The 14,422-nt window shown below is 59.2% G+C and carries 14 protein-coding genes and 1 pseudogene; 4 read left to right on the forward strand and 11 right to left on the reverse strand.

Annotated elements, in window-relative coordinates:
* Positions 1–265: 265 nt before the first annotated feature.
* From IPH10_14115 to pyrF, 8 genes and pseudogenes are all read right to left on the reverse strand, one after another.
* A pseudogene (locus IPH10_14115) lies at positions 266–956 on the reverse strand (peptidylprolyl isomerase).
* Between the two features lie 82 nt (positions 957–1,038).
* Positions 1,039–2,385, reverse strand: coding sequence for a T9SS type A sorting domain-containing protein (locus tag IPH10_14120; protein ID MBK6912043.1), 1,347 nt, complete (start codon positions 2,383–2,385; stop codon positions 1,039–1,041).
* A 166-nt stretch (positions 2,386–2,551) separates the two neighbouring features.
* Positions 2,552–3,307: an MBL fold metallo-hydrolase gene (locus IPH10_14125; GenBank protein ID MBK6912044.1), complete on the reverse strand. Its 756-nt coding sequence runs from the start codon at positions 3,305–3,307 to the stop codon at positions 2,552–2,554.
* A 47-nt stretch (positions 3,308–3,354) separates the two neighbouring features.
* Positions 3,355–3,867, reverse strand: a complete 513-nt coding sequence (locus tag IPH10_14130; GenBank protein ID MBK6912045.1) for an RDD family protein — start codon at positions 3,865–3,867, stop codon at positions 3,355–3,357.
* Between the two features lie 80 nt (positions 3,868–3,947).
* Positions 3,948–4,265, reverse strand: coding sequence for a zinc-ribbon domain-containing protein (locus IPH10_14135; GenBank protein ID MBK6912046.1), 318 nt, complete (start codon positions 4,263–4,265; stop codon positions 3,948–3,950).
* A 9-nt stretch (positions 4,266–4,274) separates the two neighbouring features.
* A complete protein-coding gene (locus tag IPH10_14140; GenBank protein ID MBK6912047.1) occupies positions 4,275–4,844 on the reverse strand; it encodes an orotate phosphoribosyltransferase in 570 nt (189 codons plus the stop codon).
* Between the two features lie 197 nt (positions 4,845–5,041).
* Entirely contained in the window at positions 5,042–5,656 is a 615-nt protein-coding gene (locus IPH10_14145; GenBank protein ID MBK6912048.1) for an RDD family protein, read from the reverse strand.
* 9 nt (positions 5,657–5,665) lie between these two features.
* Positions 5,666–6,451: an orotidine-5'-phosphate decarboxylase gene (pyrF, locus tag IPH10_14150; protein MBK6912049.1), complete on the reverse strand. Its 786-nt coding sequence runs from the start codon at positions 6,449–6,451 to the stop codon at positions 5,666–5,668.
* Positions 6,452–6,732: 281 nt separating this feature from the next.
* Here pyrF and IPH10_14155 point away from each other — a divergent pair, with 281 nt between their 5' ends.
* Complete coding sequence (locus tag IPH10_14155; protein MBK6912050.1) at positions 6,733–7,986, forward strand: SO_0444 family Cu/Zn efflux transporter; 1,254 nt, start codon at positions 6,733–6,735, stop codon at positions 7,984–7,986.
* Positions 7,987–8,029: 43 nt separating this feature from the next.
* A complete protein-coding gene (locus IPH10_14160; GenBank protein MBK6912051.1) occupies positions 8,030–9,037 on the forward strand; it encodes a hypothetical protein in 1,008 nt (335 codons plus the stop codon).
* Between the two features lie 160 nt (positions 9,038–9,197).
* Here the strand turns inward: IPH10_14160 and alr are convergent, their stop codons facing one another.
* The 3 genes from alr to IPH10_14175 all read right to left on the reverse strand — a co-directional run bounded on the left by alr (position 9,198) and on the right by IPH10_14175 (position 11,649).
* Positions 9,198–10,322, reverse strand: a complete 1,125-nt coding sequence (gene alr, locus IPH10_14165; GenBank protein ID MBK6912052.1) for an alanine racemase — start codon at positions 10,320–10,322, stop codon at positions 9,198–9,200.
* A gap of 103 nt (positions 10,323–10,425) precedes the next feature.
* Positions 10,426–11,028 carry a hypothetical protein gene (locus IPH10_14170; protein ID MBK6912053.1) on the reverse strand — a complete coding sequence of 201 codons (603 nt, stop codon included), beginning with the start codon at positions 11,026–11,028 and terminating at the stop codon, positions 10,426–10,428.
* 27 nt (positions 11,029–11,055) lie between these two features.
* Positions 11,056–11,649, reverse strand: a complete 594-nt coding sequence (locus tag IPH10_14175; GenBank protein MBK6912054.1) for a hypothetical protein — start codon at positions 11,647–11,649, stop codon at positions 11,056–11,058.
* Positions 11,650–11,990: 341 nt separating this feature from the next.
* On the opposite strand from IPH10_14175, the gene IPH10_14180 reads away from it, so the two are divergent.
* Together IPH10_14180 and IPH10_14185 are read left to right on the forward strand one after the other, a co-directional pair.
* Positions 11,991–13,334: a hypothetical protein gene (locus IPH10_14180; protein MBK6912055.1), complete on the forward strand. Its 1,344-nt coding sequence runs from the start codon at positions 11,991–11,993 to the stop codon at positions 13,332–13,334.
* Entirely contained in the window at positions 13,331–14,410 is a 1,080-nt protein-coding gene (locus IPH10_14185) for a hypothetical protein (GenBank protein MBK6912056.1), read from the forward strand. The genes IPH10_14180 and IPH10_14185 overlap by 4 nt, the downstream gene beginning before the upstream one ends.
* The last annotated feature ends 12 nt before the right edge of the window (positions 14,411–14,422 follow it).

Consider the following 14,422-nt stretch of genomic DNA (forward strand, 5'->3'; position numbering starts at 1 on the left):
TAAAGCACAATAGCACAGAATAGAAGATTTTCATGCAGGACATTCCTGATCATTCGCGGTTCATCAAACGACATGGAGAACCTACAATATATGACCAAAGGTTATCCATAAAGCAAGTGGTGACACGGGGCAGGAATATGCAACAGCCGCATGGGGGGACCATGCGGCTGTTTGGTGTTCTGTCCGTCAGGCCGGAGGCCTGACCTATGCTCGCGGGAACAGACAATGTGGCGGGCCGGGGGCCTGACACAGGGATCGCGCGTGTTTACACCCCGGCGTCCTTGCGGGCGACGATCTTGACGGATTTCATCTTGATCTTTTGCAGCGGCGTTGAGCCTTGCACGGCGGTGTTGGCGATCGCGTCCACGATTTCCATGCCCTTGATGGTCTTGCCAAAAACGGTGTACTGATTGTCCAGGTGAGGGCGTGGCGACGTGGCAGATGAAGAACTGCGAGCCCGCACTGTTCGGGTCTGGCGTGCGCGCCATCGAGAGCGTGCCCGGCTCGTGCTTGCGATCATTGAACTCGGCATTCACATTCCAACCGGGTCCACCGCCGCCGGTGCCGGTGGGATCGCCGCCCTGAATCATGAAACCTTTGATGACGCGATGGAAAATCACGCCATTGTAGTAGTCGTGGTCGGCCAGCCATTTGAAATTGCGCACGTGATTGGGCGCCTTATCGGGATAAAACTCGCAGACGATGGTACCCTTGATTGGGCCGCCTTCCTGCTCAATTTCGATCACGGCGACGCTATCGCCATCCACCGGATAATCGGCGGGCCACTTCTCCAATTTGGGTGTATCGGACACGGGTTTCGTTTGCTCCTGAGTGTTCTTGACTTCGGTCTTCTTCGGCTCTTCCTTCTTGGCAGCCTGATCAGCGGGCTTGTCCGCCTTGCTGCAACCGGCGAAAGCAACACCGGCCGCCAGCAGTAACGCGAAAACTGTCTTCATGCGGGTCCTCTATTTGAATGATGAATGATGAATGCGGAATGATGAAACGGGCGGCGCCGTATTGTACGACGTTTGCCGGTGGTTAGCGCAACAGCATAATCTTGCTTACGAGCGTATTCGATCCGCTCTGCAATTCGACCATGTAGATGCCGCTCGCGCAGTCGGCGCAGTTCCACGCGAGCTGGTGCTGGCCTGCGCTCATGGGGCCGCTGAGCAGCTGCGCGATGGAGCGGCCCAGAATGTCATACACGTTGATCGTGACCTGCGCTGCGCGCGCCAGTTCGAAGTGTATCGTTGTCGAGGCATTGAACGGATTCGGATAGGCCTGCAGCAGGCGGACGTCACGGGGAGCCGGGACGACTTCGGCGGCAGAAAACACCGAGTCGCAATTGACAGGCACGCCGTCGTCTTGATGCAGAGTACCATTCGAAACATACCAGTTCTCCCATTCGCCGCCGACGCTGGTCTCCCAATCGGCGACGCTAAAGGTGTACATGCCCGTGTTGGTGCCGTAGACTTTGCAGACGCGCACGGCCTGTCCGGCGAGATTCCAATCCAACGGCATCGTCGGTGCGCAGAACTCGGGCCTGAAGTCCTCCAGTTCGCAATTGGTCTGCAGGAAGAAAGCGGCTTCCTCGTAGTTGGGGTAGTCTCCGTACACGGTGGCGATCCCGTTCGTGTCAATACAGACCGCCGTGTATTCGTTGCAGGCGATGCCGCGCGGCACCCGCGCGTTGTCGGTCAGGATTCTGGCCATGAACACGACGTGACGGCCTTCGCGCGCCCGGGCATCATAGTGAGTGTCGGTCACCACATCGTCCATATAGCGGACGTCAATGAACTTCGTGGAATCCACGGTCACCAAGGGATCGTAGGGATTATTCAAGGCGACCGGGGACGTTACGCTGCCGTTCTGCCCGGTGTAGTAGAACCCGCCGAGTATGGCCATGCCGGCGCTGGTGCCGCCGACGACGACATTGCGATTGGTGATACCGAGATTAATTAGGCTGTCTATGGGAGTGTGGCGCCAGTATGACACATAATCCCACTGGTCGCCGCCGGCGAACCAAATTGCCTCGGCCATGCGGATCTTGGTGTGGATGTAGCTTTCGCCCGCCGACAGAGCATTATGACAGACGATGGTTTCAACCGAATTCACCGGCACACCCAATTCAGAATACAGGTAGTCGTTGTAGCCGTCCGCTCCATCCGTCCGCAAAACGAGCACGTCCCCGCCATTGGCCCGCCGGAGAAACCACCTCATCGCTTCGTCATGTTCCGTCGCTCCGCCCATCATGCACACACCGCCTTCGGCCTGGACCGGGATGTCTAGCGGGCTACCTGTGAAGTAGGACGTGTAGTTTTGGGCGCGGACGAAATTGAACGCGGAACACGCAAGAACAACGGCAATCACATACAGAAGATTCATGGTGCATAATTAGTCTAGATAACGAACGGGGTACCTAAAGCGGGTGCCGCCGCGAGCACGCGCACCGGCTATTTTCAAACACGAGCCTGTGATGCGCGGGTGCCGCGGAAGCGCGTCCAACGAGTCGGTCCACAGATTTGACGCGGCCGTTGTGGTCATCGCCTGATCACAAAGTGAGAATGGGGCCGAGTGTCTTTTGGGCGGTCAGGTGCACGGCGATCTCGGGGTTGTCAAGCGCGGTACGGGCGCTGGCGCGCGCGAGATCGGGATGATTGTTCTCTTCGGACAGATGCGCGAGCACCGTGTGCTTGAGCTTCTTGCACGAGCGGAGCACGTCGGCGGTCTGGCGATTTGAGAGATGGCCCGTGTGGGAGGCGATACGCTGCTTGAGCAGTTCGGGGTAGGGACCGGTGCGCAGCAGCTCCTCGTCGTGGTTGCTCTCGATAACGGCAATCGTCGATTCGGCAAATGCGTCGTGTAAGTCAGGGGAGACCTCGCCCAGATCGGTGGCGACAGTCAGCACTTCGTGGCCGCAATGAATTTGATAGGCCGCAGGTTCGGCGGCATCGTGCGAGACGTGCAGTGCGCGCACCGTGAACGGGCCGACATCCACGAGTGTGCCGTTGATCGGAAAGGCCTTCTGACGACGCATGAAACCCGGTGACAGGGCCGTGAGCGTGCCGGTCGTGGCATAGACCGGGGCCTGCGTCTTCTTCAACAGGCTGTTCAAACCTTTCGTGTGATCGGAGTGTTCGTGCGTAATGAAAATCGCGCTGAGATCCTGCGGCTGCTCGCCGAGTTCCTGCAACGCGAAAAGCAGCGCACGCACGCCGAGGCCCGCATCCACGAGCAGGCGCGTGTCACCCGAGCGGATGAACAGTGAATTGGCCAGTGAACCGGAAGCGAGTGTGGCGACGAACACGGGAAAAAGTATGAGGTATGAGGTATGAAGTATGAATCAGCGGTGATTCATTTCTGGACGACTAAGGTGTCGGCGAGAATGTCGTGCAGGCCTTGCTTCTTCTCGGTGAACGCGACCATGATATAGCCGATGCCGAGAATAATCGCGCTGATGTACTTGGCGAAGTGGCGGCCCGTCGCCCTCGCGAAAGAAATACGGCGATAGTTCAGATCGGTGACGACGATGTTCATCACGATCTTGCCGATGGTGGCCTGCCGGAAGGAACTTTCAAACAGCGCGCAATAGAGCCACTGAATAACCAACTCGAGACCAAACGTCATCGAGAATAGATCAAACTCCGCATGCCAAGTGAACGGTGCCGCGGCAATCTGGATAATGATGGTATCAATAATCGCGGCCAGCACGCGCCGCCAGAAGCCGGCATATTGCACCGGAAAGACGTTGAGCGAGTCCGGCGCATGCGCGGTCTGCTCAGTCTTGGGCAACACGATTTCCCGGCCGCAGTTTTCGCAGTACTGCGCCGTTTCGTGTGTTTGCTTGCCGCAATGTGGACAGAACATGGGCGGAAAATTTAGAGGAATGAAGTCAGAAGCTAAAAGTCAGAAGTCAGAAGTCGGACCGTGGAACGATGGCCCGGACTTCAGCGTTTGTAGGGGTTGCCGACGTAGGCATTAATGATGTACAAGAGATGCAGAATCAGGCCGGGCACGATGAGCAGCCAATAGCCTACGGCAGTGGCGCCCATCCAGAGCAGACCGCGCAGGATCTTGCCGCGATAGATCTGACCGAGGCCGGGAATGAAGAAGCTCAAAACCGCGGCGATGCCCGGATGCCAGTGTTTCTCGGGCGGTTGTTGCACGACCACAACGGGCCGTTCCTTCGCACCGCTGTCCGTGCCGCACTTCGGACAGAAGCGCGCGTCAGACGCGAGTTTTTCGCCACAGACGGTGCAATGCATGGGGATTCCTCAGACAGCGACGCGGCTGCCGCGCTTCGAGAGCGGGACGCCTTGCAGGCAGAACGGGCAATCGGCGGGCGCAAATGACTGGAGCGCCAGTTTCACCACGGCATAAGGAGTCGGCGAAAGGTGCGTGTCACCGCGCTGAATCAAGGCGCCGATACCGATCACGTTGCCGCCATCACGTTCAATGGCTTCCTTGACCTCGCCGACCGACAGGCCGGTGGTGATGACATCTTCGCAAATCAGCACGCGCTGGCCGGGCTGAATTTCAAAACCGCGCCGCCATTCCATGCGGCCGTCCACACGTTCAGGGAAGGCGATTTGTACTCCCATATCTTTACCGACTTCGTGCGCCACCAGCACGCCGCCGGTCAAGGGACCGACGACCAGATCGGGGCTGGCAATCCGGAAATGATTGGCCAGAGCGTGCGCGAACTGTTCCGTCAGTTCAGGCCGTTCGAGCAGGCGAAACTTCTCCACATACACATCACTGTGTCGGCCACTCGACAACAGAAAATGCCCTTCGAGAAACGCGCCGCATTCGCGAAGGAGATCCAGGGCGATTTCTTGATTCATGATTAGGGCCACGCGGGACGTGGGTTGGGGGGTTAGGATTTAGATATCAGGCGAAAGGGATCGGGTATGAGATATGAAATTTGAAATTAGAGATTGCAAAAGCGGATGCCGGCCGGCGCACCGAGGGGTATTCTAACCGAAGTCCCAGTGAAGCGAGGAGCTCCAAGGTGACATCGGGGCCGGGTTGCGCGGCGGGCTTAGTATTCCTGCTGCCGGGAATAGATCACGTAGGTGTCCGCCAGAATGTCGTGAAGCGCCTGCTTCTTGGCGGTGAAGCCGGCCATAATGTAACCGATCATGAGAATCATGCTCGAGAGAAATTTAGCGAAGTAGCGGCCCGATGCGCGGGCGAAGCTGATGGTTTGGCCGCGAGAATCCACGACTTGCAGGCCAACGGCGATTTTACCGAGCGAGCCGCGCGAGGGCGAGCTTTCCATGAACGCAAAATAGAGCCACTGGCCGATGGAGATGATCGCCGCAAACACCAGCCAGCCGCCGATGACAGCGATAATCGCCGCCGGGTCTGGGTCGTCGAGCTCAGTGATGGCCGAGATGCTGCCGATGCTGAAAACGATGCCGATCATCACGAAGACGAAGCTCACGACGGAGATCACGAGTTGGTCAATGATGTGGGCCACTAAGCGAATCCAAAAACCGGCGTAGCGGGGCCGCGGGACCGCAGGGGCAGCGGGGGGCGGCGGCACAGCTTCGGCCGCAGCGGGAACGAGCGGCAAAACCGGCGCGGGATGACCGCAACGCGAACAGAACTTCACTTCGTCGTTCAGGGTCGAACCGCATTTTGTGCAGAACATGACTTACTCCTATGGGGAGAGTTTCTCCACCTCGTTGACGGCAGCCTTGATGCAATCGGGGCCGTTGGAGGCATAAAGGACGCTGCGCGAGACATTCAGTAGCGCGGTGCCGCCGGCGGCTTTGACCTGATCCAGCACGGCGACGCTGCCGCCTTGGGCGCCGCTGCCGGGCAAGAGGAGCGGCAGCTCGGGGGCAATTTTCAGCACGCTGGCCAAGGCCGCGGGTTTGGTCGTACCGACGACCAGACCCAGGTTGCCGTTCAGGTTGGAGGCCTGAACTTGCCGCGCAACTTCCTCGTAGAGGGCGCGTTCACCGACACTTAGCTCTTGTATCAGAGCGGCGCTCGGGTTCGATGTTGCAGTCAGCACGAAGACGCCCTTGTCCGTGTGCCGCCAGAAGGGTTCCAGGGCCGCCATACCCAGATAGGGCTGTACGGTCACGGCATCGGCACCCACGCGGTCGAATAGGGCGCGGGCGTAGAACTCATTGGTGTGCTCGATGTCGCCGCGCTTTGCGTCCACCAGCCAAAGTACGTCGGGGGGGCAGGCGATGCGCAGGCGCTCAAGCATCAGCCAGCCGCCCGAACCGTAGGCCTCGAAGAAGGCGGTATTGGGCTTGAAGGCCGCGACTTTCGTCCACAGCGCGATGATGATCTCTTCTAAGAATTTCTGCGCACCTTCAGCTCCGTAGCCGAAGTGCTTGGGAATCTTGGCGGGATCGGGGTCGAGGCCGACGCACAGAGGGGAACCGGCACGCTCGATACTGGTTTTAAGACGGGAGAGAAAAGTGGTCAAGGAAAGTGCAGAGTTCAGGAATAATCCGTAGAATATACCGAATTTGTGACAGAAGTGCAACCGGGCGATAGTGTAAATTGCCGTCTGGAGTTGAAGTTAGGTAGAGGATTGGGTAGATTGGGGTGGGGCCACGGGGACCAGTGACGGCGTTGCGCCGGGTCGGTGTGGAGCGAGCAGAGGCCGAGGGATTCTTCGGCCCGCAGCGGGCTTCAGAATGACGGCGGTGAGATGGGGTGATCGTCCTGCCCCCCGCGTGAAGCGAGAGGGGATTAAGAGAGAGCATGATCGAACGATATTTCATTGAGACTTGGGCGCTGTACATGGAGATGGCGCCGTACCTGCTCCTGGGGTTTGCCCTGGCTGGAGTGCTGCACGGGTTTGTGCCGCGCAAGGCGATCGGGCGGCATCTGGGCGGCGAAACGCTGCTGGCGTCGTTTAAGGCATCGCTAATTGGTGTGCCGATGCCACTGTGCTCGTGCGGCGTGATTCCCACGGGTGTGGGCCTGCGCAAACGAGGCGCCTCGCGTGCGGCAACGGTGTCCTTTTTGATTTCCACACCGCAGACGGGAGTGGATTCGATGATCGTGACGTACGGCTTCTTCGGCTGGGTGATGGCGATCTTTCGACCCGTGGCGGCGTTCGTCAGCGGGGTGCTGGGTGGGCTGGCGGTGCTTTTGGTCAAACCGGGCGCGCGCGAAGAAGAGTGGAACAAGCATCACTTGCACAGTGAAGACGCGCTGGCCGAAGCCGACGAGCGGCGCTCATTCGGCGAAAAGCTGGCTGGCGGCTACGACTTTGCCTTTAAAGAACTGTTAGGGGACATCGCGTTCTGGCTGATCGTCGGTATCCTGTTGGCGGGCGTGATCTCAACGGCGATACCGGATGACTTCTTCGCGGGGAATCTGGGCGGCGGAATCGGCGCGATGCTCGTGATGATGCTGATCGGGCTGCCGCTGTATGTTTGCTCGACGGCCAGCGTGCCGATTGCCGCGGTGCTGATGACCAAGGGGATCTCGGCGGGAGCGGCGTTCGTGTTCTTGATGACCGGCCCGGCGACGAATGCGGCGACGATGCTCGTGATCGCGAGAGCCTTGGGCACGCGCGTGCTGGGCGTGTATCTGGTTTCGATTGCCGGATTCGCGCTGGTGTTCGGACTAGGATTGGACTACCTCCTGGCACAAACGGGCCTGACGATTACTACGCCGGAACATCTGCATGAGCATGGTCCGTCATGGTGGCAATGGGCCGCCGCGGCGGTGTTGAGCGTGTTCATTGCGCGGCATTATTTTTACAAACTCAAACGGCGGTATGGAACCGCACCGAAAGCCATGAGCAACGAACTACAACTGAATATTGAGGGCATGAACTGCTCGCATTGCGTGAAGAACGTCAAGGACTCGCTCGAAAAAGTCACGGGCGTGACGAGCGTGGATGTGAATCTTGACGCGGGCACGGCCGTGGTGCAAGGCGAGCAGATTTCGCGCGAGTCGCTGACCAGCGCGGTCGAAGGCGCGGGGTATAAGGTCAAAGGATGAAGGACAGAGGCGGAAGCAATTTGGTTGAGCAGATAGTGAGCGCATGGCGCGACTGAAATATCGCTCGCCGGGTTATGATCCCGGCCTGTCGCAGCGCGTGGACGGCGATCTGCGCCGCGCGATTGAACATGACGGCAGCTTCAACGTACGCCGCTTTGGCAGGCGGTTCGAAGGGCTGCACGCCTACCAGTACCTTGTGACCTGTTCATGGACGCGCTTCATGGTGATCGTGGGCGCGTTTCTCGTGGGCATCAACGTTATCTTCGCGGGATGCTATTGGGCGCTGGGGATTCAGCATTTGCAGGGTGTGCCGGACGGCACGCCGTTCGAGCAGTTTCTCTACGCATTCTTCTTCAGCGTGCAGACGTTCAGCTCGGTGGGATATGGTGCGATCGCGCCGCGTGATATTGCGGGCGGCGCGGTCTCTTCGATTGAGGCGCTGTTGGGATTATTGGCCTTCGCGCTGGCGACCGGACTGCTGTTCGCACGCTTCTCACGACCCAGCGCGCATTTTCTATTTTCGCAATCGGCGATCATCGCGCCGTATCAGGATCGCACCGCGCTGATGTTCCGACTGGTGAATCAGCGCGGCAATCTGGTGACGGATTTGTCCGCCGATGCGATCTTTGCTTATGTGGATGTGGTGGACGGGAAGCCGGTGCGGCGCTTCTCACCGTTGACGTTGGAGCGGCCGGCGATTCTGTTCTTTCCGCTGCCGTGGACGATTGTTCATGCGATAGACGAGAACAGCCCCTTGTGGGGGCTGGATGCCGAAGCGCTGGCGAAGCGTAAGGCGGAAGTCATGGTCATCGTACGCGGCTATGATGATACATTCGCGCAGTCCGTGCATGTGCGGAACTCATACCGTTTTGACGAAATCGAATTCGGACGGCAATTTGTCCCGGTGTTCCATGTGGATCAGCACGGCACCCTGATGGTCAATGTGGATCGCATTGACGAGACGGAAGCGGCAGCACTGGCCGTGGAATTGAGTGATAACGCCAGCACCAGCGCCAGCGTGGACGCTGGACCCGGTGCCGCTGGCGCGTAGAGCTTGTGGGTGTGGGTGTTGTTTGGGTGAACGTTGCCTTGTGGACCCGGTGACGCTGGCGCGTAGAGCTTTCGGGTGTGGGTGTTGTTTGGGTGAACGTTGCCTTGTGGACCCGGTGACGCTGGCGCGTAGAGCTTTCGGGTGTGGGTGTTTTACCCGCCTAATCCCCTTGTGAGACCGGAGGGGAATCAGAGAAGATGCGGGGGACTCGCGGATTTAGCCATGTGGTGAGTTCGTAGGGCAGAGCGTCTATCAGGGGGGAAAGTTCATAGAGGTAAATGGTCTCTGTTCCCTGGCGGCCCCAGAAGACGATTTCTTCGGCGACAGCTGGTTTGCCACCTGTGGTGAAGGCGTAGGATCTATCGCGGGACATGACGCCGACTAAAGGAATCCGCCGACCGTTCAGGAGAACTTGCGCCGAGCCGACCATCGTGCGGGGATAGCCTGTATCGTAGCCCAAGTCAATCTCGATGCCCCAACCGTCATACGGCGCTTTCCAGAAATGCGGCGCGGGAAAGCCGTGACCGCGCTTGACTTTGCGCACCGCGATAATGCTGCCGCGCAATGTCATCACGGGTTCTAAGGGCAACATGTCCGCGACGGTCGGCGAGGGCGGTTGACCGTAGAGCGCAATGCCCGTGCGCACGAGATCACCGGGGACTTCAGGCAAGGCGAGGGCCGCGGCGGAATTGGCCAGATGAGTGACCGCAGGAGTGATGCCTGCGGTTTTTGCGTTCTGGAGAATCTCGGTGAAGGTGGCGATCTGCGCCAGGCCGCGGGCACGGTCGTGCGTACCACCGTAGGCCAGATGAGAATAAATGGCATCAAGTCTCAAGTGCTTCATCTGTGCGAGGGCGGCCAGTGTCGGGCGGTGTTGAGTGTGATGAATGCCGACGCGACCGAGGCCGGTGTCGAATTTGAGATGCGTCGAGATGGCTACACCCGTCTGTCTCGACAGCGCTTCGAGATATTCCACCTTGTACCACGAGGTCGCGGCGAAGGATAGATTGTACTCGGTAAAACACTTGACGGGTTTGCCGACCCAATCGGTCATGACGAGGATTGGCTGCGCGAAACCGTGCTGCCGCAACGTGACACCGTCCGCAGGGGAACTCACGCCGAAGCCCCAGGCACCCGCCTCGGCCAATACACGTGCGCACTCGAGGAGGCCATGCCCGTATGCATCCCACTTGATCACCGCGAGCACCTGCTTGGGTGCCACGCGCTGCGCTAGCGCCGTGAAGTTGGCGCGGAGCGCGGTGAGGTTGATGACGGTGGAAGGCACGCGGACGAAGGATGAATTATGAAATGCGGAGGGGGGCGTACGGTTTGGGTGGGGGCAGAAAAAAGGCGACCGTGCGGTCGCCTTAAACTTTTCACAGCGCGGGTTAGTAGTTGCCCGGCAGCTTTAGACCGTCCAGACGGGCGAGCTCTAACTGCGCTTGAGCAAACGACGTGGTGCCGGCGAACGTGGAGCTGGTAATAAAGGCCTCGAGCGCCTTGCGACGTTCGTCAGGACTGCGGAATGTCATGATGCGCTCGTATTCAGCGCGCGCCAATTCATCGCGGGCGCGGCTGCCCGCCGGCGTCTGCGGATACTCGCGGGCGGCTTCGGAGATGCGACCGGCATCATACAGCGTCTGCGCCGCCATCTCACGCGCCATAATCGCGGCCGGTGTGTCCGCGAAGTCACTGAGGACTTCTTCATGCTTACCGGCTTTTAACAGCTCCTCGGCATAGCGTACGCGGGCCTCAACCGCCAGCGGCGATCCCTTGAACTCCGTGAAGACCCGCTGGTATTGCCCTTCCTTGAGCAGCTTGGCCGCCAGAGCATCGCGGGCCTTATCGGCGGCAGGCTCCTGCGGGTAGCGCGCGAGCACTTCCTCGTACTTGCCGTCTTCAAACAGCTTCTCGGCGCGCTCGGCAGGCGAGGCGCAGCCCAACACGAGCCAGAGCAGGGCAAAGCCGAGCATCCGTGCGACGTGGATCATATCCGATTCCCCTCCGCGGCGGCGGTCTTACTTTTGTTTGGCGCGGACATCGCGCAGCAGATTGGCCGCTTCTTTGTATGCGACGGTCTCGGTGTAGTTGCGCATAATCGCTTCGAGCGCCGCGATCTGTTTGTCACCCTTCATCTTCTTGGCGGCCTCAAATTCGGCGGCGGCGCGCTCATCCTTGACCTTTTTGCCGAGTTCAGATTTGGGGTACTTGACCAACAGCTCGTCAAACTTGCCCTGGCCATGCAGTTCGGTCGCTAACACGCGCTCCGCTTCGGTCGCCAGCGGCGAGCTCGGGAATTCTGCCAGTACGCGCGCATACTCCTTGTTGTTGAACAACGTCTTGGCCTGCTCTTCGCGAGCCAGAAACGCCGCGCGAGTGCCCGGGTAGTTCTTGAGGACGTCGTCAAATTTACCGGACGCCAGCAGGTCCTCGGCCATTAACGCACGAGCCCGGCGCTCAAACTGAGTGTTGGGGAACTTGTCAATGACCTCTTGATACTTGCGGTCTGCAAGGAGCTTCTGCGCATCGGCAGAGGGATTCTGACAGCCAACCAAGGCGAGCGTGGCAATACACCACAACAGGGAGACAACAATCAGTCTGCGGGATAGCATGGGTGTGCGGGGTTTGTTTGGACCTTTGTATATGGAACTTAGAAAGTTAAGGATTCCCTCGGGGATTGTCAAGGTCTGGTCATCCCGAGTTGCCGGAGCTTATGGAGAATCAAGAGGTTGCGCAGGTTCAACGGGTTCAAATCGGCACAGAGCGTGCCTTTCGTTCTGTGAAACGACACGACAGTGTTGACAGTTCCACGCTGGGATGCTATATTACCTGTTATAACAAAGATTTACCGTGGGTGGGCGGAGAATCGGAGGAAAAGCGTATGGTCAATGATGAATGGCGGACGGGTATGCGGAAGGATGAGGGACCTATGATGAATCAGAGAAGGTGGATTGTGCGGCGAAGCAGAGTACGACGGATCGCGTGGGCCGCGGTCCTGTGCGTGTTAGGCGGTTTGTGGAGTACCGCCGGTGCACAGACGCAGACGGCGCAGGAGGCGGACTCTCTGGCCAAGCTGCTGTTCGGAAATGAAAAGACCGAAGAGCAGGCTGCTGTGCTGTTCCAACGCGGGCAGGACGATTTCGCGGCAGGTGAGGAATTTCTCAAAGAGGCCGGCAAGATGCGCGCGAGCGGCGAGGATACAACGATGAAGTCCCGCGGCGGCGTGCTCGGTTTGATTGGTCAGGCCATGGGCGACACGACCAAGTCCTCCAAAGAACAGGACACGCGCAAGCGGGCGAGCGCGGCCTTTAAGGATGCGGCGAAGAACTTCGAGCGCGCGCTGGCCAAACAGCCGGAAATGAAAGAGGTGCAGCTTTGGCTGGTGGCGACGTATGACCGCTTGGAAGAGTGGGACAAGTCGCTGCCGCTCTATCGCGAGATTCTAAACGAGCGGCAGGGCGAGGACAATCTGTGGTTTTCGTACGGCTATGCGGCCTTCAACGCCAAGCAGTTCGACAAGGCGGTGACGGGATTTGATCAGGCAATGCGTATCCGCGAGCTGGTGACTGGGAGCGCGGATTCGATACCCAACAGCTACCGGCTCTATCTGGCCGAAGCCTATGTGCGAACTTATCAAGATGGCAATGCGCTGAACATGTTCACGCTGGCGCAGGCGCACGCGACGCCGGAGGATTCGGCGGAGATTCAGAAGACGATAGACTGGATCAATTGGGATAGCGGAGGCATTGCGGCGGCGGAATACCGCGACGCGGGCTTTGCGGCAGAGAATGCGGAAGATTGGAATGCGGCGCGGGAAGCGTATCTGGGCGGCATCGCCTCGTCGCGCACGCTCAAGGCGCGCGATTTTCTGACGTGGCGACTGGCGCTGGTGACGTATAACCACGGCAACAAGACCGAGGGGATTCAGCGGCTCTCGGAAGTGGTGACGCGGCTGGCCGCGGAGTGTCCGCAGGACTATCTTGAGAGTTACGGCCGCATGCTGTTCGCCTACGGGCAGGAGCTCACGGCTAATGGCGACCGGCGCGGCGCGCTCGAATACTATTTGAACAGCACGAAGGTGAAGTGGGAAGGACAGGGCGGCGGATTTGTGGCGATTGCGCAGATTGCGGCGAATGACTTAACGCAATCCATCGAGCAGGCGGAACGCGCTCTGGCGTATCCGCTGACGCCGGAACAGCGCAAAGCGGCGTACGAAGTGCTGGTAAGTGCGTACCGCTCAAAGGGGAAGTGGGACGAGATGAAGAAATATCAAGCTCTGCTGGGAGAAATGCAGTGAAGCATACGAGATGGCTATGGACAGCGCTAACGGCGCTTATGATAACGATGAATGCGTTGGCCGAGGTGGAATACAAACTCGTGACGCAGCAGAATGTAACCACGGCGCGCGAGATTCAGGTGCTGCGTGAAGAGCTGTTCCTGGGCAACGAGACGGTTGAGCGCGTGCTGATCACGGATTTGCTCAGCGACGGTTTCGATCAGAACGACGCGGTGGTGCTCTATCCGACGGGGCGCGTGCTGCGATTGGAGCCGATCTCCGAGCGGCTTGATTCGCTGCTGCGCTCGTTCCGGCAGCCGGCGAACACGGAGATTTACGAAGGGCGCCAGTTCCATACGCTGTTCGATTCGGTGTCGTACACGAGTCGCGGCGGCAAGGCGCTGGGTTACGGGCTGTTGGGCGGATTGCAGGAGCGGCTGGCGCGCGGCTACCGCGGCGAGCACATTGAAGGCTATTTCCAGTTTACGGAGAGCGGCGCGCAGATCCGCCTGTGGGATTTCGACTCAACGCGCGTGAGTTTTCCGCGACCGCAGCCGTCGAAGTATGACACGGTTGTGATCTACCAACGCGACACGGTATTCGTGCCGGAAATCGTGACGATTGAGAAGGATCCGGTTGTTATTCACGACACGGTGTATGTGCCGAGTGAACTGCTTGAGCGACCGCGCGGATTGTTCTACCGCGAAGCGCTGGGGATGATCGGCGGCGGTTACAATATGTCAAAGCGCGAGGTATCGCGCGGGAGTTTGGCGTTTGCGGCGGGCAATGAGTGGGAGTTTGGCGTGTGGGATCGCTGGATCGCGGGGCGGCAGGAGATTGATTCGCGGTTGGGCTTGCGCTTTCAGACGGAACTCGCGCCGTGGAAGAGCGACACGCTTTCGGCAAGATTTTTGAGCGCGTCGGGCGAGATTATGTATATTCCGGCGTGGGATCGTTCCCTGTTTGCGTTCGTGGGCCTGCGCGCGTTTTTTCAGGACAATTTGTTTTGGGATCGCGTGCGCGCGGGCTGGGATGATGATCTTTACCCTACTGGCAGAACGAGCCTGCCGCGCAGGACTTGGCGCATTACGAGTTAGCCATTAAGACAG

Source organism: bacterium (assembly GCA_016702305.1).
GTDB lineage: Bacteria > Electryoneota > RPQS01 > RPQS01 > RPQS01 > JABWCQ01.

Bases quoted from the DNA above. Each gene is read 5' to 3' on its own strand.
- IPH10_14175 (MBK6912054.1), bottom strand. From the start codon at position 11,649: ATGCTATCCCGCAGACTGATTGTTGTCTCCCTGTTGTGGTGTATTGCC.
- IPH10_14120 (MBK6912043.1), bottom strand. From the start codon at position 2,385: ATGAATCTTCTGTATGTGATTGCCGTTGTTCTTGCGTGTTCCGCGTTC.
- IPH10_14155 (MBK6912050.1), top strand. From the start codon at position 6,733: ATGATCGAACGATATTTCATTGAGACTTGGGCGCTGTACATGGAGATG.
- IPH10_14145 (MBK6912048.1), bottom strand. From the start codon at position 5,656: ATGTTCTGCACAAAATGCGGTTCGACCCTGAACGACGAAGTGAAGTTC.
- IPH10_14160 (MBK6912051.1), top strand. From the start codon at position 8,030: ATGGCGCGACTGAAATATCGCTCGCCGGGTTATGATCCCGGCCTGTCG.
- IPH10_14130 (MBK6912045.1), bottom strand. From the start codon at position 3,867: ATGTTCTGTCCACATTGCGGCAAGCAAACACACGAAACGGCGCAGTAC.
- IPH10_14170 (MBK6912053.1), bottom strand. From the start codon at position 11,028: ATGATCCACGTCGCACGGATGCTCGGCTTTGCCCTGCTCTGGCTCGTG.
- IPH10_14140 (MBK6912047.1), bottom strand. From the start codon at position 4,844: ATGAATCAAGAAATCGCCCTGGATCTCCTTCGCGAATGCGGCGCGTTT.
- IPH10_14135 (MBK6912046.1), bottom strand. From the start codon at position 4,265: ATGCATTGCACCGTCTGTGGCGAAAAACTCGCGTCTGACGCGCGCTTC.